Annotated in this window: 18 protein-coding genes; 13 read left to right on the forward strand and 5 right to left on the reverse strand. The window is 69.6% G+C overall.

The genetic code is table 11. The features are described 5' to 3' along the window. Positions 1-4 precede the first annotated feature (4 nt). The 3 genes from RNB18_RS39945 to RNB18_RS39955 all read left to right on the forward strand — a co-directional run bounded on the left by RNB18_RS39945 (position 5) and on the right by RNB18_RS39955 (position 3,816). Positions 5-412 (forward strand): (deoxy)nucleoside triphosphate pyrophosphohydrolase, encoded by a 408-nt coding sequence (locus tag RNB18_RS39945; RefSeq protein ID WP_311719004.1) that lies wholly within the window; start codon positions 5-7, stop codon positions 410-412. A 96-nt stretch (positions 413-508) separates the two neighbouring features. Further along, the gene (locus RNB18_RS39950) at positions 509-916 is read left to right on the forward strand and encodes an ATP-binding protein (protein WP_311719005.1); all 408 of its coding nucleotides are present in this window, start codon (positions 509-511) and stop codon (positions 914-916) included. Positions 917-1,188: 272 nt separating this feature from the next. After that, positions 1,189-3,816, forward strand: a complete 2,628-nt coding sequence (locus tag RNB18_RS39955) for a SpoIIE family protein phosphatase (RefSeq protein ID WP_311719006.1) — start codon at positions 1,189-1,191, stop codon at positions 3,814-3,816. A gap of 15 nt (positions 3,817-3,831) precedes the next feature. Here the strand turns inward: RNB18_RS39955 and RNB18_RS39960 are convergent, their stop codons facing one another. Continuing rightward, entirely contained in the window at positions 3,832-5,214 is a 1,383-nt protein-coding gene (locus tag RNB18_RS39960; RefSeq protein ID WP_311719008.1) for a hypothetical protein, read from the reverse strand. A gap of 81 nt (positions 5,215-5,295) precedes the next feature. On the opposite strand from RNB18_RS39960, the gene RNB18_RS39965 reads away from it, so the two are divergent. Genes RNB18_RS39965 through RNB18_RS39975 form a run of 3 tightly spaced genes read left to right on the forward strand, consistent with a single transcriptional unit; the run spans position 5,296 to position 7,695 of the window. Continuing rightward, a complete protein-coding gene (locus RNB18_RS39965; RefSeq protein ID WP_311719009.1) occupies positions 5,296-6,372 on the forward strand; it encodes a glycoside hydrolase family 18 protein in 1,077 nt (358 codons plus the stop codon). 43 nt (positions 6,373-6,415) lie between these two features. Then, the gene (locus RNB18_RS39970) at positions 6,416-7,387 is read left to right on the forward strand and encodes a phosphotransferase family protein (protein WP_311719010.1); all 972 of its coding nucleotides are present in this window, start codon (positions 6,416-6,418) and stop codon (positions 7,385-7,387) included. A gap of 5 nt (positions 7,388-7,392) precedes the next feature. Continuing rightward, a complete protein-coding gene (locus RNB18_RS39975) occupies positions 7,393-7,695 on the forward strand; it encodes a hypothetical protein (RefSeq protein ID WP_311719011.1) in 303 nt (100 codons plus the stop codon). Here the strand turns inward: RNB18_RS39975 and RNB18_RS39980 are convergent. Genes RNB18_RS39980 through RNB18_RS39995 form a run of 4 tightly spaced genes read right to left on the reverse strand, consistent with a single transcriptional unit; the run spans position 7,676 to position 11,568 of the window. Next, a complete protein-coding gene (locus tag RNB18_RS39980) occupies positions 7,676-8,446 on the reverse strand; it encodes a succinate dehydrogenase/fumarate reductase iron-sulfur subunit (protein ID WP_311719012.1) in 771 nt (256 codons plus the stop codon). The genes RNB18_RS39975 and RNB18_RS39980 overlap by 20 nt on opposite strands. Further along, a complete protein-coding gene (locus RNB18_RS39985) occupies positions 8,443-10,401 on the reverse strand; it encodes a fumarate reductase/succinate dehydrogenase flavoprotein subunit (RefSeq protein ID WP_311719013.1) in 1,959 nt (652 codons plus the stop codon). The genes RNB18_RS39980 and RNB18_RS39985 overlap by 4 nt, the downstream gene beginning before the upstream one ends. A gap of 20 nt (positions 10,402-10,421) precedes the next feature. Beyond that, on the reverse strand, positions 10,422-11,258 hold the full coding sequence (locus RNB18_RS39990; protein WP_311719014.1) for a hypothetical protein: 837 nt from the start codon (positions 11,256-11,258) through the stop codon (positions 10,422-10,424). Between the two features lie 19 nt (positions 11,259-11,277). Further along, positions 11,278-11,568 (reverse strand): hypothetical protein, encoded by a 291-nt coding sequence (locus RNB18_RS39995; protein ID WP_311719015.1) that lies wholly within the window; start codon positions 11,566-11,568, stop codon positions 11,278-11,280. 298 nt (positions 11,569-11,866) lie between these two features. Here RNB18_RS39995 and RNB18_RS40000 point away from each other — a divergent pair, with 298 nt between their 5' ends. The 7 genes from RNB18_RS40000 (at position 11,867) to RNB18_RS40030 (ending at position 22,703) form a co-directional block, all read left to right on the forward strand. Continuing rightward, positions 11,867-14,080 (forward strand): ABC transporter family substrate-binding protein, encoded by a 2,214-nt coding sequence (locus RNB18_RS40000; protein WP_311719017.1) that lies wholly within the window; start codon positions 11,867-11,869, stop codon positions 14,078-14,080. A gap of 128 nt (positions 14,081-14,208) precedes the next feature. Continuing rightward, positions 14,209-16,116: a translational GTPase TypA gene (gene typA, locus RNB18_RS40005; protein ID WP_057610022.1), complete on the forward strand. Its 1,908-nt coding sequence runs from the start codon at positions 14,209-14,211 to the stop codon at positions 16,114-16,116. Between the two features lie 371 nt (positions 16,117-16,487). Next, positions 16,488-17,507: an ABC transporter permease gene (locus tag RNB18_RS40010; RefSeq protein ID WP_280862738.1), complete on the forward strand. Its 1,020-nt coding sequence runs from the start codon at positions 16,488-16,490 to the stop codon at positions 17,505-17,507. A 99-nt stretch (positions 17,508-17,606) separates the two neighbouring features. Continuing rightward, positions 17,607-19,400: an ABC transporter substrate-binding protein gene (locus tag RNB18_RS40015; RefSeq protein WP_311719018.1), complete on the forward strand. Its 1,794-nt coding sequence runs from the start codon at positions 17,607-17,609 to the stop codon at positions 19,398-19,400. Between the two features lie 98 nt (positions 19,401-19,498). After that, positions 19,499-20,476, forward strand: coding sequence for an ABC transporter permease (locus tag RNB18_RS40020; protein ID WP_311719019.1), 978 nt, complete (start codon positions 19,499-19,501; stop codon positions 20,474-20,476). A 15-nt stretch (positions 20,477-20,491) separates the two neighbouring features. After that, complete coding sequence (locus RNB18_RS40025) at positions 20,492-21,553, forward strand: ABC transporter ATP-binding protein (RefSeq protein ID WP_280862735.1); 1,062 nt, start codon at positions 20,492-20,494, stop codon at positions 21,551-21,553. A gap of 13 nt (positions 21,554-21,566) precedes the next feature. Beyond that, a complete protein-coding gene (locus RNB18_RS40030; protein WP_311719021.1) occupies positions 21,567-22,703 on the forward strand; it encodes an ABC transporter ATP-binding protein in 1,137 nt (378 codons plus the stop codon). Positions 22,704-23,423: the final 720 nt, after the last annotated feature.

The following is a 23,423-nucleotide window of genomic DNA, read 5'->3' on the forward strand; positions in this document are numbered from 1 at the left end:
GCGCATGACGGAACGGATCGTGGTGGTGGCGGCCGCCCTGTACGACGGCGACCGCCTCCTCGCAGCCCGCCGCAGCGCCCCTCCTGTTCTGGCCGGCCGATGGGAACTGCCCGGAGGCAAGGTGGAGGAGGGGGAGTCGTCCGAGGCGGCCCTCGTGCGCGAGCTTCGAGAGGAGCTGGGCGTGGAGGCGGAGGTCGTGGCGCGCATCCCCGGCGAATGGCCCCTCAAGTCGCCGTACGTCCTCCAGGCCTGGACGGCCCACCTCGTCCCGACCTCCCCGGACCCCAAGCCCTTGCAGGATCACGACGAACTGCGCTGGCTCGCCCCGGGCGAGATCTGGGACGTGAACTGGCTCGACCAGGACGTGGAAGCGATTCGCATACTGGAGAGACTCAGGGGCGCGGGCTCTTAGGCGCCCTGTGTTACGCCGTTCGGCGCGGTACCGCAGCCCTGATATCGGGTATGTGCCCCTTAACCCCACGAAAGCGGACATGGGCTGGCCCGGGATGTGATCGGCGTGATCGACACCGAAGGCGACTGCGCCAAGTGGACGTTCCCGGCGGACCCGGGCGCCGTCCGCGCTGCCCGGACGGCCGTCCGGGACCGGCTGGCCGCCTGGAATCTCGACGGCCTCGCCGACATCGCCGCCCTGCTGGTCAGTGAGCTGGTGACCAACGCCCTGCGGCACGCCACCGGCCCCATCGGCGTCCGTCTGGTCCGCCCCGAGGCCGTCGACGGCGTCCTCCTGGTGGAGGTCTCCGACCCCCTCCCCGACCCGCCCCGCGAACGTGTCGCCGCCCTGGAGGACGAGAGCGGCCGCGGTCTCCAACTGGTCGCCCACGCGGCCCGCCGCTGGGGCACCCGTCCCGGCGCGACGGGCAAGACGGTCTGGTTCGAACTCTCGGTGCCGGGATGAACAGGACCTGATCCCGGTGAAGAACACCTGTACGGCACCCCCACCCCTGTCCATCGACTGGTTCAGGCCAGTGGCGGTTGTCGGCAGACGTGATTCGAGGAGGTGTCCGCTGGTTAGAAGACTGGAAGTGTTGTCGCAGCCCGGACCGAAAACCGTCGGGATCGTGCTGTGATCGTGAACACCGTGTTGTGCGGCGCCGTAGTGCTGGATACTGCGGGCAGCCGCCCCCGGTGACCGGTACCGGACGCGGTGAGCTGGAGGGGACGGTTCGCGTGAGCGAGATACCAGCGAAGGCCACGGAGTCGAATGACCCGTTGGGCGGCGCGAGGGCGGAGGCCGCGGATGATGCCGTGGCGCATGTCCGTCCCGGCGAGCCGCCGTCCGGTGACGCCATGTGGCAGAGCAGCCCGCCCGGCTCGATCTACGACTACATCAAGGTCGCGTCCTTCTCCATAGGCCCCGACGGTCTGGTGGAGCAGTGGAGTCTGCGTGCCGAGCAGCTCTTCGGCATCCCCGCCGAGCACGCCGTCGGCATGGACCCCATCGAGGCCTTCATCGACCCGGACCTGCGCGCGCAGGGCCAGCGCAAGATGGCGGAGATCCTGGACGGCCGCGAGTGGACCGGTGTGGTGCCCTTCCGGGTGCCCGCGTCGGCGGCCGACGGTGAGTCCGGCCGGGAGGGCCTCGCCGAGGTCTATGTGATGCCGACGCGGACCGAGGAGGGCGAGAAGGCCGCCGTCTGCATCGTCGTCGACGTGCGCACGCTGCGCAGCATCGAGACCGACCTCGCCGCCTCGCAGGCGATTTTCGGTCAATCTCCCTTCGGATTCGTGCTGATCGACCCCGACCTGCGGGTTCGCCGCGTCAACTACCGTTTCGCCTCCCTCTTCGGCGGCAGCCCGGACGACCACCGGGGCAAGGGCGTCCACGACTATCTGCCGCGCCCCGAGGCCGAGCGCGTCTCCGCGACCCTGCGCCGGGTCCTGGAGACCGGCGACTCCATCACCGACATGCACGTCACGGGCTTTCTGCCGGGCTCCGACGAGCGCCGCCACTGGTCCATCAACCTGTACCGGGTGCGCAGCGGGTCCGGCCGGCCCATCGGCATCGCCTGGCTGGGAACCGACATCACCGCCCGCCGGGCCGCCGCCCGCGAAGCGGCCGCCGCCCGGCGCAATCTCGCCCTCCTGAACGAGGCAGGCGCCCGCATAGGCAACTCCCTCGACCTGGAGACCACGGCCCGCGAACTCCTCGACGTCGTCGTCCCCGGCTTCTGTGACCTGGCCACCGTCGACCTCTACCAGGGACTCCTGGCCGGCGACGAGACCCCGCCGGGCCTCGCCGACGGCAGTGCGGAACTCCGCCGGGTCGCCTTCGCCAGCGCGGTCTCCGACGCCCCCTTCATCGGCTCCGGTGACCCCGTCGCGGTCGGCGCCGTCCACCACTACCCCTTCAACTCGTCCTGCGCGGACGCCCTGCGCACCGCGCGCCCGCAGTACATCCCGGCCGAGGAGGGCGGCCTCGTGCAGTCCACGCTCGCCGTGCCGATGGTCGCCCACGACACCGTCGTAGGCCTCGCGCAGTTCGCCCGGACCAAGGGCAGCGAGCCGTTCGGGGACCGGGACCGGGATCTCGCGGTGGAGCTGGCGGCGCGGGCGGCGGTCTGTATCGACAACGCGCGCCTGTACCGGCGGGAGCACGAGCGGGCGCTGATACTGCAGCGGTCCCTGCTGCCCCCCGGCGACCCGGTCGCCTCCGGCCTGGACATCGCCTGCCGCTATCTGCCCGGCGACTCCTCCGCGGACCGGCCCAGCGAGGTCGGCGGTGACTGGTTCGACGTCATCGAACTGCCGGGACACCGTACGGCGTTGGTGGTCGGTGACGTGATGGGCCGTGGTCTGCGGGCGGCGGTGGCGATGGGCGAACTGCGGTCCGCCGTGCGCACCCTGGCCCTCCTGGACCTCGAACCGGCCGAGGTGCTCAGCGCGTTGGACGAGATCGCCCGCGGTCTCGGCGCACCCGGCGGTGTCCAGCAGGCCACCCGGGCGGCCCGCCGCCCCCGTGAGGCGGACCTGTCCGAGGTGTACCTGGCGACCTGCGTCTACGCCGTCTACGACTCGGTGACCCGCCGCTGCACCTTCGCCAACGCGGGACACCTCCCGCCCGTCCTGGTGGAGCCCGGCGAGGACGCGCTGATGCTCGACGTGCCGCCCGGCATGCCGCTCGGCGTCGGTGGCGAGCCCTTCGAGGAGGTCGAGGTCGACCTACCCGAAGGCGCCCTGCTCGCGCTCTACACGGATGGACTGGTCGAAAGCCGCGATCACCCCCTCGACGAAGGTCTCCAGGCCTTCGTAGGAGCGCTCACCGACCCCTCCGCCCCCCTGGAGGATGTCTGCGACCACGTCCTCAACACCCTCGACACCCACCACGGCGAGGACGACATCGCACTGCTGATGGCACGTGTCCAGGGCCTGCCCGCCGACTCGGTCGGCGACTGGACCCTGCCGCGCGAGCCCCGCAGTGTGGGCCGGGCCCGGGAGTACGCACGCGGCCAGCTGCTGAGCTGGGACCTGGAACCCCTGGTCGACACCACGGAACTCCTGGTCAGCGAGCTCGTCACCAACGCCCTGCGGTACGGCGAGGGTGACATCCGGCTACGGCTCCTGCTGGACCGCACCCTGGTCTGCGAGGTCTGGGACTCCGGACTCGTCCAGCCGCGCCGCCGCCGCGCCCGTGACACCGACGAGGGCGGCCGGGGCCTGCAACTGGTCGGCCTCCTCAGCGCGGCCTGGGGCTCCCGCCGTACCCCGCGCGGCAAGACGGTGTGGTTCGAACTGCCGTTGCCCGACGGGCAGAACGGCATGGTGGATCCGGCGGAGGCGTTGCTCAGCCTGTTCTGAGGCCTGAGCCTGTTTCTAGGCGGGGTGCCCGCGCAGGCGTACGTCCTGTTCGGCGAGGTCACGCGCCTCGCGGGCCAGGGCGTCCGCCCGCGGGAGATCGTCGGTGAGCCGAGCCTGCGACAGCAGGACGCGGGGTGCGGCACCGACGGCCTCGCGGTGGACGGTGACGTAGTCGTCCGCCGCGGCCACCGACTCCCGGGCGACCAGCAGCGCAGCCACCGCGAGCACCCCGGACCGGCCGGTCGCCAGGGGTGCGGTCGCCTGCACGATCCGACGCAGGACGCCGAGGGGGCTGTACGGCTGTCCGGACGTCGCCTCCTGTCGTACGGCGGCCAGGACCGCGTCGGCGTGCAGAAGCCGGGCGTAGGTCTCGCCCTCGTACGCGGTGCTGTCGCGGAAGGGGGCCAGCTCCGCCTCCGCGCCCGTGAGCGCGGGCGGGATCAGCCGGGCGGCCTCGGTGAGCGCCGAGCGCAGCCGGGCCACGGCCGTCACCAGCACGTCCGCCCGGGAGATCGCGGTCTCCGCCGCGCGGAGGTGGTGGGCCGCCTCGTCAGGCCTGCCGGAGGCGGTGGCCTGGTGGGTCTGGTTGAGGTGCACGGTGGCGGTGACCAGGCCGTCCTTGGCCAGCTCGAGATACCCGGTGACGGAGTCGTCCAGGGGCGTCACCTCCGCCCCGGCCGTGCGCGCGGTCAGCTCACGGAAGCGGGCCTCGGCCGACGCCAGGGCCGCGGCGGGGTCACGGTCCAGCGCCCGGAGAGTGCGCAGGCTCTTCCCGGCGGTGGTCAGCCGCCGCTCGGCCTCCTCGCAGCGGCCCACGACTCCGGCGAGGGCGGCCGCCTCCTCCGGTACGCCTTCCTCGTACCGCCGCCGTATCGCGCACGCGGCCGACAGTTCGGCCTCCGCCGCACCGGCCGCCGTCGCGAAGGGGGACACCGACTCGGGGCCGAACACGGCTTCGGCAAAGGGGAGTTCCTCCCGGAAGGCGCGCAGGCGGTTGTCGGCGTCGGCCAGTGCGGCCCGGGAGCGGTGGTCGAGGTCGGCGAGCGGGGGCTGGCTCCCGGGAGCGGGATACGCGCCGACGTGGGTCGTGCCGGTGGCCGCCGGGGTCGTACGGCTGCGGGTGCGGCGTATCCGGCGGACGGAGCCGTAGGCGGCGAGGGCGAGCACCACGGCGAGCGCGGCCACCGGCAGGACGAGGTCGGTGCCGGAGGACTCGTCCTCCGCCGGGGCGGCGGCGCTCGTGCGCGCGCCTGCAACCGGAGCGTCGTCGTTGATCGTCATCCACGGCAACACCAGCCACATGACCCCGGCGACCACACCCAGCAGGGAATGTGCCACCCGCGCGGACATGTGCGAGCGGCCCTGCCGCGGTCGGCCCCGTATCAAGGATGGCGTCACGTTTCGGAGCGTATGGGCCGGAATGCGGGGGCGCGAGCGGGGCGGGACGGGTGGGGGTACGCGAGGAGAGTGGGGGAGCGGATGTCAGAGGTACGGGACATACAGGTCGACGGGGACGGCGAGGCGGAGAAGGAGGCGCCGGCGCCGAAGCCCAGGCGCCGACGCCGGCTCCGCCGGGGCTTGATCGCGCTCGCGCTCGTCGTCCTCCTTCCTCTCCTCACCGTCGCCGTCGCCCTCCGCCTCAACTACGCCGGCGACCCCGCGGACGGCACCCGCACCCGGGGCAAGGACGCGATCTGGCTCGGGCACGCCTGGGTGGACGGGCGCAGGACCGACGCCGACGTCACCGCCCTCGCCCGGCGCCTGCGGGACACCGGGATCCGGGACCTGTACGTCCACGCGGGGCCCCTGGAACACGACGGGACGCTGCCCGGGTCGGCGTACCCGAAGGCGCGGTGGCTGATCGGCGCCGTGCACAAGGCGGCCCCTGGCATCCGGGTGCAGGCCTGGCTCGGCGACAAGCTCGCCACCGAGAGCCCGGACGGGCTGCGCCTCTCCGAGAAGGACACCCGCGCCGCCGTCGTACGGTCCACCCGTCAGATCCTCGACGCCGGGTTCGACGGCGCCCACTTCGACCTGGAGCCCCTGCACTCCGGCGACAAGGACTATCTCGACCTCCTCGACGCCCTCCACCAGGTCACCCGCGCCCACGGCGTGCCCCTCTCCGTCGCCGCCCACCAGATCGACCCGCTCCCCGCACTGCACTCCGTCGCGGGCACGCTCACCGGGCACCCCAAGTGGTGGTCGCAGGCCTACTTCGGCCAGGTCGCGCGCCGGGTCGACCAGATCGCGGTGATGTCGTACGACACCGCCATGCCCCTGGAGAGCCTCTACGGCGGCTATGTCGCCCAGCAGACCTCGCTCGCCCTCGAAGTCACCCCGGCCTCGACCGACCTCCTGATGGGCCTCCCCTTCTTCCACGAGACCAAGCTGGGCCACCGCGCCGCCGCCGAGACCGTCCCCGCGGCGGTCCGAGGCGTCCGCCTCGGGCTCTCCCGCACGGACGCGGACCGCGCGAACTTCGGCGTGGCGCTGTACGTCGACTTCGCGGCCACGGAGGCGGACTGGACGGCGTACGAGACGGACTGGGTCCGTTAGAAAACCACCTGCGGCGGCGTACCGCACTGAAACGATCTGCCGAATGACCACCACCCGCAGACACCTCACCCGCGACGACCTCGCCCCCCTCGCCCGCGCCGCGACCGGCCGCGCCCTCACCGGCGTCACCCGGCTCCGCGGTGGCAGCAAGAAGGGTGTCTACCGGCTGGCCCTCGACGACGGCACGACGGTCGTCGCCTACGTCTGGTCGCCGGACGAGGACTTCTGGGACGCCGGCCCCTCCGACCCCCGCGACCCCTTCTCCGCCGGCACCGGTCCCGACGTGTTCACGGCCGCCCACGACCGGCTGGTCGCGGCCGGCGTGCGCACCCCCCGCCTCCTGTACGCCGACACCACCATGGACGCCGTGGTCGTCCAGGACATGCGGGGCGGCAGTCTGGAGGAGGCCCTGGAGCGGGACCCGGTCGCCGGTCGCGCCGCGCTGGAGCTGCTGGCCGCCGAACTCGGGTCTCTGCACGCGCAGGAGGGCCCCGCCTTCGGCAAGGTCGGACTCGTCGACAACGGCGGCACCTCGTCGTCGGGTTCGGCCGCCCGGCGCATCACCGAGGGCGCCCTGCGCCACATCGAGCAGGCCGCCGTACGGGACGAACGGATCGCCGGCGTACGGGAGGAGCTCGAGGAGACCGTCCGACGGCTCGCCGCAGCCGTCCGGCCCCGTGCCCGGCACACCCTCGTCCACGGCGAACTCGGCGCCGACCACGTCCTGTTGGACGACCAGGGCAGGCCCGCCCTCATCGACATCGAAGGGCTCATGTACTTCGACGTCGAGTGGGAGCACGTCTTCCTGCACATCCGCTTCGGACCGCAGTACTACGACGTCCTGCGCGCCCCCGGCCTGGACGAGGACCGGATGCGCCTGTACCGCCTCGCCATGCACGTGTCCCTGGTCGCCGGCCCCCTCCGCCTGATCGAGGGCGACTTCCCGAACCCGGACCGGATGCGGGAGATCGCGGAATCCAACCTGGTCAGGGTGCTGGAGCTCATGGGACGATGATCCGTATGCACGACGTACTGGAGATCCTGGCGGTCCTGGTCCTGGCGATCGGAGCGGTGCTCTCCGTCGCCGCGATCACCACCGGGTGGATCATGCCGGGCCCCGGGCAGGCCAAGGTGCTGCGGCCCCGCGTGTGGGGCTACGGCACCCTGGTCGCCATGGCCGGGATCGGCACGTTTCTGTTCGTCGGCCCGCTCCAGGGACCGGACGGCAACTTCCCGGTCGCGATGAGCGGCATGGCCGTGTTCGCCGCGGGCCTGTACATCCAGCGGCAGGCCACGAAGCCGGCTAGGAAGACCTCCTCCTGATCTTCGACCCCAGCCACACCAGCGGGTCGTACTTGCGGTCGACGGCCCGTTCCTTCAGCGGAATCAGCGCGTTGTCGGTGATCTTGATGCCCTCGGGGCAGACCTCCGTGCAGCACTTGGTGATGTTGCAGTAGCCGAGACCGTGCTCGTCCTGGGCCGTCTTCTTGCGGTCCAGGCCGGACTCCTCGGCCGCGTCCAGCGGGTGCATGTCCAGTTCGGCCACCCGCATCAGGAAGCGCGGGCCCGCGAACGCCGTCTTGTTCTCCTCGTGGTCGCGGACGACATGACAGGTGTCCTGGCACAGGAAGCACTCGATGCACTTGCGGAACTCCTGTGACCGGTCCACGTCCTCCTGCATCATCCGGTACTCGCCAGGACCGAGCTCGGGCGGCGGCACGAACGCCGGGACCTCGCGCGCCTTCTGGTAGTTGAAGCCGACGTTCGTGACCAGGTCCCGGACCACGGGGAAGGCCCGCAGCGGGGTGACCGTGATCGTCTCGTCCTGGGTGAACACCGACATGCGGGTCATGCACATCAGCCGGGGCCGCCCGTTGATCTCCGCGGAGCAGGAACCGCACTTGCCCGCCTTGCAGTTCCAGCGGACGGCGAGGTCGGGCGCCTGGGTGGCCTGGAGGCGGTGGATGATGTCCAGCACCACTTCGCCTTCGTTGACCTCGACCTTGAAGTCCTCCAGGTCCCCGCCCTTCACATCGCCCCGCCACACCTTGAAGTGGGCCGTGTAGCCGCTCATTCGTACAGCTCCTCTTCGGCGAGGTACTTGACCAGCTCCTCCTTGTCGAAGAGGGAGAGCAGGTCGGCGCGGATGGGGTCGGTGGTCTCGCGGGTGAGGTCGATCTGGCCCCGCACGGGGTCGGTCGCCGCCAACCCGCCTGTGGGGTCGGTCAGTTGGCACAGCAGGTTGATCCGGCGCCACTCGCGGTCCATCGCCGGATGGTCCTCGCGGGTGTGGCCGCCGCGCGACTCGGTCCGCTCCAGCGCGGCCCGCGCCACACACTCGCTGACCAGCAGCATGTTCCTGAGGTCCAGCGCGAGGTGCCAGCCCGGGTTGAACTGCCGGTGCCCCTCGACCCCGGCCCGCCGGGCGCGTACCCGAAGATCCGCCAGCTTCTCCAGGGCCTGCTCCATCTCGCCCTCGCGGCGGATGATGCCGACCAGGTCGTTCATGGCCTGCTGGAGCTCCTGATGCAGGGTGTACGGGTTCTCCGGCGGTCCTACGGCGGGCTCCGCGCCCTCCGCCGAGAACGGCCGCAGCGCCTCGGCCGCCGCCGCGTCGACCTGGGCCTCGTCCACGGGCGGCCGGTCCGCCGCGAGCCCGGTCGCGTACTCGGCCGCGTGCCAGCCCGCCCGGCGTCCGAACACCAGCAGGTCGGAGAGGGAGTTGCCGCCGAGCCGGTTCGAGCCGTGCATGCCCCCGGCCACCTCACCGGCCGCGAACAGCCCCGGCACCCCGCGGGCCTCCGCGGTGTCCGACTCGACCGCGATACCGCCCATCACGTAGTGACAGGTCGGCCCGACCTCCATCGGCTCGGCCGTGATGTCGACGTCGGCCAGCTCCTTGAACTGGTGGTACATGGACGGCAGCCGGCGCCGGATGACCTCGGCGGGCATCCGTGTCGAGACGTCCAGGAAGACCCCGCCGTGCGGGGAGCCCCGGCCGGCCTTCACCTCGGAGTTGATCGCCCGGGCCACCTCGTCGCGGGGGAGCAGCTCGGGCGGGCGCCGGTTGTTGTCCGGGTCCTCGTACCAGCGGTCGCCCTCCTCCTCCGACTGGGCGTACTTCTCCTTGAAGACGTCGGGGATGTACTCGAACATGAACCGCTTGCCCTCGGAGTTCCTGAGCACCCCGCCGTCACCGCGCACCGACTCGGTGACGAGGATGCCCTTCACCGACGGCGGCCAGACCATGCCGGTCGGATGGAACTGAACGAACTCCATGTTCAGCAGGGGCGCACCGGCGAGCAGCGCCAGCGCGTGGCCGTCGCCGGTGTACTCCCACGAGTTCGACGTCACCTTGAAGGACTTGCCGATGCCACCGGTCGCGATCACGACGGCCGGGGCCTCGAGGACGAAGAAACGGCCGGTCTCGCGGTCGTAGGCGAAGACCCCGGAGACGCGACCCGCGGCGGAGCCGCTATTGGACGCTGTGTCTTTGAGGACCCGGGTGACCGTGCACTCCTGGTAGACCTTCAGGCGGGACTCGTAGTCGCCGGTCTCCTTGTGGTCCTCCTGCTGGAGCGAGACGATCTTCTGCTGGAGCGTGCGGATCAGTTCGAGGCCGGTGCGGTCGCCGACGTGGGCGAGGCGCGGGTACTCATGACCGCCGAAGTTGCGCTGCGAGATCCGGCCGTCCTTCGTACGGTCGAACAGGGCGCCCCAGGTCTCCAGCTCCCAGACCCGGTCCGGGGCCTCCTGGGCGTGCAGTTCGGCCATCCGCCACTGGTTGAGGAACTTCCCGCCGCGCATGGTGTCGCGGAAGTGGACCTGCCAGTTGTCGTTCGAGTTGGCGTTGCCCATGCTGGCCGCGATGCCGCCCTCGGCCATCACCGTGTGCGCCTTGCCGAACAGCGACTTGCAGATCACGGCCGTACGCGCACCGCGCTCTCGGGCCTCGATGGCGGCACGCAGCCCGGCCCCTCCGGCGCCGACCACGACGACGTCCCATTCCTGCCGGTCGACCACGGACATCAGAAGCCCCTCTTTATCCGCTAGAAGATGGTCGGATCGTCAAAGGCGCCGGACGCGACCAGGTACACGTAGAAGTCGGCGAGCGCCACGCTCACCAACGACGCCCAGGCGAGCTGCATGTGCCTGGCGTTGAGCTTCCCGACCCACTGCCACATGCGGTAGCGCACGGGATGCTTGGAGAAGTGCCTGAGCTTGCCGCCGACGATGTGCCGGCAGGAGTGGCACGAGATCGTGTACGCCCAGATCAGCACGATGTTGATCAGGAAGACGAGGGTGCCGAGGCCCATGTGCCCCCACTCGTACCGCTCGTTGCGGAACGAGAGCACGGTGTCGTAGGTCAGGATCCCGGCGACCACGATCGCGGCGTAGAAGAAGTACCGGTGGATGTTCTGCAGGATCAGCGGGAAGCGGGTCTCACCGGTGTACTTCTTGTGCGGCTCGGCCACCGCGCAGGCCGGCGGGGACGCCCAGAAGCCCCGGTAGTAGGCCTTGCGGTAGTAGTAGCAGGTCAGGCGGAAGCCGAGCGGGAAGATCAGGATGATGATCGCGGGGGAGATGCCCCACCAGCTGCCGAAGATCTCCCAGTTGGGGCCGTGCCGCATGGGTTCGCAGCGCTCGGCGAGACAGGGGGAGTAGAACGGCGAGACATACGGGGCCGCGTAGTAGTCCGTGTCGGCGAAGGCCCGCCAGGTCGAGTACACGATGAAGGCGAGCAGCCCGGCGGCGGTGACCGCCGGCGCCAGCCACCAGCGGTCGCTGCGCAGGTGCGAGGCGTCGATCGCGGCGCGCGTACCGGTGCGTACGCCGCCGCGGGCGCTATGGGATTCGGTGTCGGTGGGTTCCGTACCAGTGGCCAACTCTTGACTCCGGTCGGGTTCAGGGGGCTCGGCGGTCGCGGGCGCCGAGTCCCTCGTCGTCCGAGTCCGTCCACAAGGTGTTGTCGTACGGGGTGTCGGAGATGGAGACGAGATCCGGGCGGCGCGCCTTGGCGAGCGCCGGGTCGGTCTCCTTCAGCAGCGCGAGGCTCTCGCGCAGCCGGTCGGCGTCGAGCCGGACGCGGCGCATCTCCAGACCGCTGCTGCCCAGCTGCTGCTCCAGGCGCTTGACGTACCTGAGCACCTCGTCGAGCGAGCGCTGTGCCGCTGTCAGTTCGTCGTTCACGGACATGACGTGACCTCACTTCCGTGGGCGGGGATGCCCTGGACGGGAACGGTCATGCGCCTGCGAGTGTTGCGCGTCACACCAGCCGGTGTGAAGGGACGTGCACGGATTGGCGGATCGTGAGCCTCCGTGCGCGCCCCTCGTGCGCCGTCGATTGCGCCGCACGGGTGGGCTTCCCGGTCGTTGTCGCCGTGTCGCCGTCCGTTGCCGAACCCTTTCCTCTTCAGTGGCCGCATACATGTGATCAGCTCCATATACCGCCAAAAGTGATCATAACGCCCGCGGCTCCCGGAGGTAAGCAGAGATGTCCAACGACGGCGTCGGACTGCGCGCGGTCACGCGCTCGGTCGCCTTCCTGATCGCGGGAGCGCTCGCGGTGACCGCGCTCTCCGGGTGCAGCTCCGAGGAGAAGAGGAGCAAGCCCCTCGCCGCGCAGGACATCGCGCCCGCCGCCCGCGACCGGGTCGCCGACGGCGGCACCCTGCACTGGGCCGTGGACGCCGTACCGGAGACCCTGAACACCTTCCAGTCGGACGCGGACGCGACCAGCACCACCGTCGCCCAGGCGGTCCTGCCGTCGATGTACCGGCTCGACGCGAACGGGCGCCCGCAGGTCCACCCCGACTACCTGGAGTCGGCGAAGGTCGTCGAGACCGGGCCGAAGCAGGTCGTGCTGTACAAGCTGAACCAGCAGGCCGTGTGGAGTGACGGCCGGGAGATCGGCGCCGCCGACTTCGCCGCCCAGTGGCGTGCCCTGTCCGGCAAGGACTCCGCGTACTGGACCGCCCGCAACGCCGGCTACGACCGCATCGAGAAGATCCAGCGCGGGGCCAACGACCTGGAGGTCCGGGTCACCTTCGCGCGGCCGTACGCCGACTGGCGCTCGCTGTTCTCACCGCTGTACCCGAAGGACGTCATGGGCACCCCGGACGCCTTCAACGACTCCGCCCGCAAGAAACTCAAGGTCACGGCCGGTCCCTTCACACTGAAGAAGGTCGACCGCAAGGGCGACGAGGTCATCCTCACCCGCAGTGCGCGCTGGTGGGGCCACCCGGCCAAGCTGGACGAGATCGTGCTCCGCGCCGTGCCGCGCGAGAAGCGGGCCGCCGCGCTGGCCGCCGGTGAGATCGAGCTCGCCGAGATCGATCCCGAGGCCCTCGGCCGCATCGGCCTCGCGGCCCGCGCGGGAGCCAAGCCCGGCAGCAGCCCGCTCGCAGGCCCGGGCAGACTCCCCGCGCACGGCTCCGGCAGCAACCTGAGCGCCGCCGACGCGCTGCGCTCCTGGGCCGTCGTCCACGGCGACGACGAGGAGGCCGCCGACGAGGAGCTCAGTGCCCGGCAGAAGGAGCGCAGGGCACTGACCGCCTACAAGCGCGAGCAGGCGGCCCTGAAGGGCTTCGAGGTCCGCAGGTCCCTGGAGCCCGCCTACACCCAGCTCGCCCTCAACGGCGCCTCCGGCCCGCTAGCCGACGAGCGGGTCCGCCGGGCCGTGGCCCGCGCCATCGACCGCAAGGTGCTGGCCGGTGTCGTCCTCTCCCCGCTCGGGCTGCCGGCCGTGCCGGTCGGCAGTCACCTCGCGCTCTCCGGCCAGGACGCCTACGCCGACAACAGTGGCGCGCTCGGCGGCCAGGACACCGAGGAGGCCCAGGCACTCCTCGCGGACGCCGGGTGGGTGGCCGGCGGCAAGATCGAGAAGGAGAAGAAGGAGAAGAAGAAGGGCGAGAAGGCTGCCGGCGCCGAGGGCAAGAAGACCGGGCGGGACTCCGAGAAGGAGGACGACGGGACGTACGTCGTCGGCGAGGACGACAAGGGCGACCACAAGGGAGTGGACGGTCCGCAGCATCTCGCTCAGGACGGCAAGCGGTACGCGAACAAGCTGAGGCAGGGCGGCGCACCCGGGGCCTACGCCCCGAAGGGCACGGCGGCTCCCGCGGCCGGGGCGACGAAGGTGCTGGCCAAGAAGGGCAAGGCGCTCGCCCTGCGGTTCGTGCTGCCGTCGGGGCCCGGGTCCGGGACGCTGCGGACGGTGGCCGGGCGGATCTCCTCGATGCTGGAGAAGGTCGGTATCCGGACGGAGATCTCCAAGGTCTCCGACGAGAGCTACTTCAAGGACCACATCGCGTCCGGGCAGTACGACCTCGCGTTGTACTCCTGGCCCGCGTCCGCGTTCCCCGCCACCGACGCCCGCCCGATCTTCGCGAAGCCGGTGCCGGCCGCGGACGGCTCACTGAACGTCGAGCAGAACTACACGCGGGTCGGCACCGACCAGGTGGACCAGCTCTTCGACCAGGCCGTCGCCACGCTCGACGAGGGCAAGAGCCGCAGCCTGATCCGCAAGGCGGATTCCCGCATCTGGGCCGCCGCCGGGTCCATCCCGCTGTATCAGCGGCCCCAGCTGACCGCCGCGAAGAAGAACGTGGTCAACGCCGGTGCCTTCGGATTCCAGACGCCCGTCTACGAGGACATGGGCTTCCTGGAGAAGGGCGTGAAAGCCTCGGTTCGGCCGTCCGGGGACTGAGCCCGGCGAGCCCCCGCCCGGGAGGCAACGTACGATGGGGTGAGGCCGTGGCGTGTCAAGCCCGGCAGGCCCGCGTCACACGGACGTTCGTAGCAGGGCCTTCTCACCACTTGGGAGTACGCCGCAATATGGCCACGCGCCACGACATCCGCAATGTCGCCATCGTCGCCCACGTCGACCACGGCAAGACGACTCTTGTCGACGCCATGCTGAAGCAGGCCGGTGCCTTCGCCGCGCACGCCGCCGAGTCGCTCGACGACCGCATGATGGACTCGAACGACCTGGAGCGTGAGAAGGGCATCACGATCCTGGCCAAGAACACGGCCGTGAAGTACCACCCGAAGGATGGCGGCGACGTCATCACCATCAACATCATCGACACCCCGGGCCACGCCGACTTCGGCGGCGAGGTCGAGCGCGGTCTGTCGATGGTGGACGCGGTGGTCCTGCTCGTCGACGCCTCCGAGGGGCCGCTGCCGCAGACCCGTTTCGTGCTGCGCAAGGCGCTCCAGCAGCGCCTGCCGGTCATCCTGTGCATCAACAAGACCGACCGCCCGGACTCCCGGATCGACGAGGTCGTCAACGAGACGTACGACCTCTTCCTGGACCTGGACGCGGACGAGGAGCAGATCGAGTTCCCCATCGTCTACGCGTGTGCGCGTGACGGTGTCGCCTCGCTGACCAAGCCGGAGAACGGCACGGTCCCGGCGGACAGCGACAGCCTGGAGCCGTTCTTCACCACGATCCTGTCGCACGTCCCGGCCCCGGAGTACGACGAGACGGCCCCCCTGCAGGCGCACGTCACCAACCTGGACGCCGACAACTTCCTCGGCCGTATCGCGCTGCTCCGCGTCGAGCAGGGCGAGCTGCGCAAGGGCCAGACCGTCACCTGGATCAAGCGTGACGGCACGATGTCCAACGTCCGCATCACCGAGCTGCTGATGACCGAGGCGCTCACCCGCAAGCCCGCCGAGATGGCCGGCCCCGGTGACATCTGTGCCGTCGCCGGTATCCCGGACATCATGATCGGCGAGACCCTCGCCGACCCCGAGAACCCGATCCCGCTGCCGCTCATCACGGTCGACGAGCCGGCCATCTCGATGACGATCGGTACGAACACCTCGCCGCTGGTCGGCCGGGGCGGCACCGGCAAGGGTGCCTCGGCCAAGGCCGCGGTGAAGGACCGCAAGGTGACCGCCCGCCAGGTCAAGGACCGTCTTGACCGCGAGCTGATCGGTAACGTCTCCCTCCGTGTGCTCGACACCGAGCGCCCGGACGCCTGGGAGGTCCAGGGCCGTGGAGAGCTCGCGCTGGCCATCCTGGTCGAGCAGATGCGCCGTGAGGGCTTCGAGCTGACGATCGGCAAGCCGCAGGTCGTCACCAAGATCGTCGACGGCAAGGTGTACGAGCCCGTCGAGCGCATGACGATCGACGTCCCCGAGGAGCACATGGGCGCGGTCACGCAGCTCATGGGCGTCCGCAAGGGCCGTATGGACAACATGTCGAACCACGGCTCCGGTTGGGTCCGTATGGAGTTCGTCGTGCCGTCCCGCGGCCTGATCGGCTTCCGTACGGAGTTCCTGACCGGCACCCGTGGCACGGGCATCGCCCACTCCATCCACGAGGGCCACGAGCCGTGGTTCGGCACCCTGACGACCCGTAACAACGGCTCGTTGGTCGCCGACCGCGCCGGTGCCGTCACCGCCTTCGCGATGACCAACCTTCAGGAGCGCGGTGTGCTGTTCACCGACCCGGGCACCGAGGTGTACGAGGGCATGATCGTCGGCGAGAACTCGCGCTCCGACGACATGGACGTGAACATCACCAAGGAGAAGAAGCTCACGAACATGCGGTCGGCCTCGGCCGACTCGTTCGAGGCGATCGTCCCGCCGCGCAAGCTCTCCCTGGAGCAGTCCCTGGAGTTCTGCCGCGACGACGAGTGCGTCGAGGTGACTCCGGAAGCGGTCCGCATCCGTAAGGTCAACCTGGACGCCCGCGAGCGCGCCCGCGCCGCGAGCCGCGCCAAGCACGGCTGATCCCACCGCCGGCGACCGTCGGCAGCCCGGTTCTCCGACACTCGGGGAACCGGGCCTCAGGCGTGTCCACCGATACCTGTCCGTGACCTATGAGTGACCGTCCGGATATCGGTAACCCGCCCAGGTGTTTCGGACATGTGAACAGAAATCCATTGCGGTATGTCCGTTTTGACGGTCTGTCGGTTCACGTGTCAAGCGCGCGCAGGTGTCAATCTTTGCAATTTTTCCTCAAAATATGGTCGGTAGGGAGATCCCTATGCCTTCCGCCCTTGACGCGCGTTGAACACTTTGGCGAAAGTTCCCCCAAACCACAGAACCTGCCGGTATCTGTGCTGCGCTCAACTCTCCAACCCCCCGGGGGAAGTACACACATGACCAGTCCAGTCGCCTTGGACCCCGAGCTCGAGACGGACGCCGAGCCTGTCAAGGGCGAGCAGAAGCTCGAGGGTCGTTCTCCCGGCCAGTTGATGTGGCAGCGCTTCAAGCGTGACCGTACCGGTGTCATCTGCGCCGTGGTAGTGATTTTGTACTTCGTGGTCTCGCTGGCCGCGCCGCTGCTGGTCAAGCTGAGCGGGACCGACCCGTACACGCTGTACGGGCAGGACCCGACCTACGCCGACAAGCCGATCCTGGACCAGTTCGGGCTTCCCCTGGGCTACTTCGGCGGCGTCTCCGGCGACCACTGGTTCGGTGTGGAGCCGCAGTACGGTCGTGACCTGTTCGCCATGCTCGTGTACGGCATGCGGACATCGCTGTTCATGGCTCTCGGTGTGACGGTCCTGCTGATGGTCACGGGCGTGATCATCGGTCTGATCGGTGGCTACTTCGGTGGTCGCACCGACTACTGGATCGGCCGGGTCACCGACTTCTTCCTGTCCTTCCCCCAGCAGCTGTTCTTCATCGCCTTCATGCCCGTGGTCACCGCGTTCTTCGTCGACCCGCGGGAGGAGACCCCCACGTACTTCCGCGCACTGGCGATGCTGATCGTGCTGTGGCTGCTGGGCTGGATGGGTATGGCCCGTCTGGTCCGCTCGACCGTGCTGTCCCTGCGTGAGAGGGAGTTCGTCGAGGCCGCCAAGGTCTCCGGCGCCTCCCCCTGGCGGATCGTCCGCAAGGAGATCCTGCCGAACGTGGTGACGCCGATCCTGGTGCAGTTCACGTACTCGCTGCCCAGCACCATCCTCACCATCGCCTTCCTTTCCTTCGCCGGAGTCGGTTTCGTCGAGCCGACTCCGGACTGGGGACGACTGTTCGCCGCCGCTGCCAACTACACCGAGCAGGACCCGGCGTTCCTCTTCTTCCCCGGCCTGGCGCTGGTGATCTTCGTTCTGGCCTTCAACCTCCTCGGAGACTCGGTCCGGGACGCTTTCGACCCCAAGTCCGGGCGGTAACTCGTCCATTGGTGGGGGGTGGCTGCCGCCCCCGCGTCGGCCTACCAGCCGCGTCAGGCAGTACTCATGGATAACAACCGACAGGTAGGTATTCGCCTCATGAAGCCCATCAGCTCGCGCAGAGCGCGCGCCATCGTCGTCGCCCTCGCAGCCGGTTCGCTGGCTCTCACGGCCTGCTCCAAGAACGAGGGCGGCGACTCCGGTACCGACTCGAAGAAGGACCAGAGCGAAGCATCGGTCCAGTCGAAGGCGGTCACCTATGCCGACGCCGCGGGTTCGACGGGTCCTGCCGAGGAGGTCGCCGGCGCCAAGCCCGGTGGCACGATCAACGTGTACCAGGAGGCGGGCGTCTCGCACCTGGACCCGGGCCAGATCTACGTCTCCGACGCCGGTCAGGTCGCCAACCTGCTGTTCCGTCGCCTGACCCAGTTCAAGGAGGACGGCAAGGGCGGCGTCTCGGTCGTGGGTGACCTCGCGACCGACTCGGGCAAGGCCTCGGACGGCGGCAAGACCTGGACCTTCACGCTGAAGGACGGCATCAAGGACCAGAACGGCAACGCCATCACGTCCGCCGACGTCCGCCACACCGTCGAGCGCCAGTACGCGAGCTTCATCTTCGACGGCCCGACCTACCTGCAGACCTGGCTGAGCGGCGCGGACTACCGCAAGGCGCTCCCGGACGGCGGCTTCGGCAAGAAGCACCTGCCTGCGTCGGTGCTGGACACGCCGGACGACAAGACGGTCGTCTTCCACTTCGACACCGCGCGCCCGGACCTGCCGCAGACCCTGGCCATGGCCGGCTACGCCATCGTCCCGGAGAAGACGGACACCAAGGCGGCCTACGACAAGGCCCCGGTCGCCACCGGCCCGTACAAGATCGCCTCGAACAAGGTCGGCAAGGAACTCGTTCTCACGAAGAACACCAACTGGGACCCGAAGACCGACTCCGTGCGCCACCAGTACGCGAACGGTTTCGACTTCCAGTTCGGCATCACCGAGTCGACCCAGACCAAGCGTCTGATCGCCGACCAGGGCGCGGACAAGAACGCCATCCAGTTCACCGGCGGTGTCGAGTCCACGCAGATCCAGGACGTCATCGGCAACCCGGCCGTCAGCAAGCGCACGGTGAAGGGCTACCAGCCCTACGTCATGCAGCTGACCTTCAACCTGGACCGCGTGAAGGACCTCAAGGTCCGTCAGGCCATCACCTACGCGGTCAACTCGAAGTCGCTCATCGCCGGTGAGGGCGGTGCCTACGGCGGCGACGTGGCCCCGAACTACTTCGCCCCGACCCTGCCGGGCTACGAGGCGAAGTACGACCCCTACGGCCGTCTGAAGACGCCGCAGGGCAACATCGCGAAGGCCAAGGAGATCCTCAAGACCGTCCCGGCGGCCGAGAAGAAGGTCGTCTTCGCCTACTCCAACAGCGAAGCCGGTCAGAAGCGCAAGGTCGCCATCGAGGACGCGCTCAGCAAGGTCGGCTTCAACGTGGTGTCCAAGGAAGTCGACGCCGCGAGCTACTACGAGCAGATCGGCAAGCTCAACAACCCGTACGACATCTACATCACGGGTTGGGGCCAGGACTGGCCGTCCGCGGGCACGGTGATCACGCCCATCTACGACGGCACCCAGGTCGCCGACGGTTCCTCGAACTACTCGCACGTCAAGGACCCGAAGGTCGACGCCCTGATCAAGCAGGCCCTCTCCGAGGACCCGACCGCGGCCGCCAAGACCTGGAAGGAAGCCCAGCACTACCTGCTGGAGAAGGTCGTCCCGGCTGCCCCGCTCTGGTACACCAAGCAGTTCCAGCTCTCCGGGTCGAACATCGGCGGTGCCCGCTACGGCTCGGTGTCCAGCCTCATCGACATCACCCGCCTGTACGTGAAGTCGTAACTCTCTACGGCTGATCGCGGGGGTGCGCACCAGGCGGAGCGCACCCCCGCACCTCCGTGAAACCTCCCACCGTCTCCGCAGAGAGCAGCCCTCCCGCCATGTTTCAGTTCATCATCCGGCGCACGGTCGGTGCCCTGGTCACCCTGTTCCTCATCGGCGCCGCCACGTTCTTCCTGTTCGTCGCCGCGCCCTCCGACTACGCCTCCCTGGCCTGTGGCAAGGACTGCTCGCCCGCGAGACTGGAGGACATCCGCCAGGCGCTCGGCCTCAACCTGCCGATCCACCAGCAGTTCTGGGACTTCATGTCCGGCATCGTGATGGGCCGTGACTTCCCGACCGGTCACTGCAGCGCGCCGTGCCTGGGCCAGTCGTTCTACTCGGGCGACATGGTCTGGTCGACGATCATGGACCGCTTCCCGACGACCCTCACGCTCACCGCGGGCGGTGCGGTCGTCTTCGTCATCGTCGGTGTCGGCGCCGGCATGATCGCCGCCTACAAGCGCGGCACCCTGATCGACAAGGTCGCCACGGGTGTGTCCATGGTGCTCAGTTCGTTCCAGATCTACGTGCTCGGACCGATCGTCCTGCTGATCTTCGTCTACAGCACCGGCTGGATGGACAACCCGCAGTACCACCCGATCACCCAGGACCCGTGGACCTGGTTCACCGGCATGCTGCTGCCCGTGCTGGTGATGGCCACCATCTTCACCGCGCAGTACACGCGTATGGCCCGCTCCTCGATGATCGAGCAGCTCGCCGAGGAGCACGTACGCACCGCCCGCGCCAAGGGCATGTCGCAGAAGTACGTGTTCTTCCGCTACGCCTGGCGCGGTTCGATGATCCCGATCGTCACCGTCCTCGGCATCGACATCAGCGCCATGCTCGGCGGCGCCGTGGTCACCGAGCTGACCTTCTCGCTCCAGGGGATCGGCCGTCTCGCCGTGGACGGCGCGGTCCACAAGGACCTGCCGCTCACCATGGGCGTCATGCTGTTCGGTGCCTTCTTCATCCTGATCGTCAACATCCTCACCGACGTGGCGTACGCCTACATCGACCCGCGCGTCCGGCTCTCCTAGGAAGAACGAACCACCGTGACCACACTGACCAAGACCGAGGACGCGCCGGCCCCGACCGGTCCGGAGAGCTTCCTCTCGGTGCGTGATCTGAAGGTGCAGTTCTCCACCGAGGACGGCATCGTCAAGGCGGTCGACGGCCTCTCCTTCGACGTCGAGCGCGGCAAGACCCTGGGCATCGTCGGCGAGTCCGGCTCCGGGAAGTCCGTCACCAACCTGACGATCCTGGGCCTGCACAACCCGCGCTCCAGCTCCGTCGACGGCGAGATCGTCCTCGACGGCAAGGAACTCGTCACCGCCACCGAGCGGGAGCTGGAGCAGCTCCGCGGCAACAAGATGGCGATGATCTTCCAGGACCCGCTGACCGCCCTGTCGCCGTTCTACACGGTGGGCCGGCAGCTGGCCGAGCCGTTCATGAAGCACCGGGGCGCCTCCAAGAAGGAGGCCAGGGACCGTGCCGTCCAGATGCTGGAGAAGGTCGGCATCCCGCAGCCCAAGCAGCGCTACGACGACTACCCGCACCAGTTCTCCGGCGGTATGCGCCAGCGCGCGATGATCGCCATGGCGCTGATGTGCGACCCCGACCTGCTGATCGCCGACGAGCCCACCACCGCGCTGGACGTCACCGTGCAGGCCCAGATCCTGGACCTGCTCAAGGACCTCCAGCAGGAGTTCGGCTCCGCGATCATCTTCATCACGCACGACCTCGGCGTCATCTCCAACATGGCCGACGACCTGCTGGTGATGTACGCGGGCCGGGCCGTGGAGCGCGGTTCCGTCCGGGAGGTCCTGGGCGCGCCCAAGCACCCCTACACCTGGGGCCTGCTGAGCTCGATGCCCCGCCTGGACGGCGACATCAACGAGGCGCTGGAGCCGATCCCCGGCTCGCCGCCCTCGCTGCTCAACCCGCCCTCCGGCTGCCCGTTCCACCCGCGGTGCGCCTTCAAGGACGAGGTGCCGGGCACGCTGTGCACCGACTCCCGCCCGCCGCTGGGCGAGGGGCGCGCCTCCGCGTGCCACCTGACGGCCGAGCAGAAGCAGACCATCTTCATCGACAAGATCCAGCCCCGGCTGCGCTAGGGAGATCCGAGACATGAGCGACAACCTCACCCTCCCCGCCCAGCAGGGTTCCACCGGTACCTCGACCGAGGAACTCCTCAAGGTCGAGGGCCTGACCAAGCACTTCCCGATCTACGGCGGCTTCCCGATCAAACGCAAAGTCGGCGCCGTTCAGGCCGTCGACGGGGTCGACCTGACGGTCGGCGTCGGCGAGAGCGTCGGCCTGGTCGGCGAGTCCGGCTGCGGCAAGTCGACGACGGGCCGGCTGATCACGCGGCTCCTGGAGCCGACGGCCGGCAAGATCACGTACTCCGGTCAGGACATCACGCACGCCTCGCGCCGTCAGCTGGCGCCGGTGCGGTCCGAGATCCAGATGATCTTCCAGGACCCGTACTCCTCGCTGAACCCGCGGCAGACCGTCGGCTCGATCATCAAGTCGCCGATGGAGGTCAACGGGATCGAGCCGGAGGGCGGCCGGGAGACGAGGGTCCGGGAGCTCCTCGAGCTGGTCGGCCTCAACCCCGAGCACTACAACCGCTTCCCGCACGAGTTCTCCGGCGGTCAGCGTCAGCGCATCGGCGTGGCCCGCGCGCTGGCCCTCCAGCCCAAGCTGATCGTGGCGGACGAGCCGGTCTCCGCGCTGGACGTGTCGATCCAGGCGCAGGTGGTCAACCTGCTCAAGAAGGTCCAGGACGAGCTGGGCATCGCCTTCCTGTTCATCGCCCACGACCTGGCCGTCGTACGGCACTTCTCGCAGCGCGTCGCGGTCATGTACCTCGGCAAGATCGTCGAGGTCGGCGACCGGGAGTCGATCTACAACCGGCCCCGGCACCCGTACACGCACGCCCTGCTCTCCGCGGTGCCGGAGGTCGACATCGACGGCACGGGTGCGAGCCGCGAGCGGATCCGCCTGTCCGGCGACGTCCCCTCGCCGATCCTCCCGCCGTCCGGCTGCCGCTTCCGCACCCGGTGCTGGAAGGCGCAGGACAAGTGCGCCACGGACGAGCCCCCGCTGGTCCAGATCTCCGGCAACCTGGCCGGCCACCTCACGGCCTGTCACTTCCCGGAGGACCCGACCACCGCCCGTGACGAGGAGGTCATCATGGACCCGGCGCTGAAGGCGCTGGAGGACGTGACGGACACGACCGACGAGGCGCCGGCCAAGGACTGACGAGCCCTGCACAACCCCCGGCCGCAGTTTTCCCCTGCCTTCTGCCGATACGCCGTGGAGGTAACCGGGGAACGGGAGCCCACCAGGACCTGGCAGCACATCAACCTGCCGGCACCCCACGGGCAGCTGAGTGCGGAGGTCCCTGGCCCTGCTGGCGGCGCCCTGACTCACCGGCACGTAGGCCTGGTGAGCCCCCGGCAGCGTGGTCTGTGGGCACCGTGGCTCGGCGGCACCTAGTACGCCGGCGCCCCGGACCCTGACCCACCGGCACCTTTTGGCTGGCGGCCCTGGCCCCCGGCAGCGTGGTTTGCGGGCACCGTGGCTCGGCGGCACCTGGTACGCCGGCGCCCCAGTCCCCTTGGCCTCCCGGCCTGTCGGTCCTCTGACTTACCGGCACCTTAGCCTGGCGGCGCCCTGACTGGCGGGCAGCTGGGTCTGGCGGTGCCTCGGCCTGCTGGCGGCCCTCTGACCCACCGGCACCTTGGCCTGGCGGCGCCCTGACTCATGGGCAGCCGGGCCTGGCGGTGCCTCGGCCTGCTGGCGGCCCTTTGACCCCCCCGCCCTCTGACCTGTCGGCCCCCCGACCCGCTGGCGGCCTGGCTTGTCGGCACCGTGGCTCGGCGGCGCCCCGAATCTCCGGCGCCACGACCTCTTGACCCCCTGGCACCCTGACCCACCGGCACCCTGCCCCCGGCACCTCGGCCTGACGCCCCCTGACGC

The sequence above is a fragment of the Streptomyces doebereineriae genome (assembly GCF_031845645.1).
Classification (GTDB): Bacteria; Actinomycetota; Actinomycetes; order Streptomycetales; family Streptomycetaceae; genus Streptomyces; species Streptomyces canus.

Excerpts from the sequence above, each read along its gene's own strand:
- RNB18_RS39945 (WP_311719004.1), top strand. The coding sequence starts at position 5 with ATGACGGAACGGATCGTGGTGGTGGCGGCCGCCCTGTACGACGGCGAC.
- RNB18_RS39965 (WP_311719009.1), top strand. The coding sequence starts at position 5,296 with ATGTCAGAGGTACGGGACATACAGGTCGACGGGGACGGCGAGGCGGAG.
- RNB18_RS39970 (WP_311719010.1), top strand. The coding sequence starts at position 6,416 with ATGACCACCACCCGCAGACACCTCACCCGCGACGACCTCGCCCCCCTC.
- RNB18_RS39975 (WP_311719011.1), top strand. The coding sequence starts at position 7,393 with ATGCACGACGTACTGGAGATCCTGGCGGTCCTGGTCCTGGCGATCGGA.
- RNB18_RS39980 (WP_311719012.1), bottom strand. The coding sequence starts at position 8,446 with ATGAGCGGCTACACGGCCCACTTCAAGGTGTGGCGGGGCGATGTGAAG.
- RNB18_RS39985 (WP_311719013.1), bottom strand. The coding sequence starts at position 10,401 with ATGTCCGTGGTCGACCGGCAGGAATGGGACGTCGTCGTGGTCGGCGCC.
- RNB18_RS39995 (WP_311719015.1), bottom strand. The coding sequence starts at position 11,568 with ATGTCCGTGAACGACGAACTGACAGCGGCACAGCGCTCGCTCGACGAG.
- RNB18_RS40000 (WP_311719017.1), top strand. The coding sequence starts at position 11,867 with ATGTCCAACGACGGCGTCGGACTGCGCGCGGTCACGCGCTCGGTCGCC.
- typA (WP_057610022.1), top strand. The coding sequence starts at position 14,209 with ATGGCCACGCGCCACGACATCCGCAATGTCGCCATCGTCGCCCACGTC.
- RNB18_RS40010 (WP_280862738.1), top strand. The coding sequence starts at position 16,488 with ATGACCAGTCCAGTCGCCTTGGACCCCGAGCTCGAGACGGACGCCGAG.
- RNB18_RS40015 (WP_311719018.1), top strand. The coding sequence starts at position 17,607 with ATGAAGCCCATCAGCTCGCGCAGAGCGCGCGCCATCGTCGTCGCCCTC.
- RNB18_RS40020 (WP_311719019.1), top strand. The coding sequence starts at position 19,499 with ATGTTTCAGTTCATCATCCGGCGCACGGTCGGTGCCCTGGTCACCCTG.
- RNB18_RS40030 (WP_311719021.1), top strand. The coding sequence starts at position 21,567 with ATGAGCGACAACCTCACCCTCCCCGCCCAGCAGGGTTCCACCGGTACC.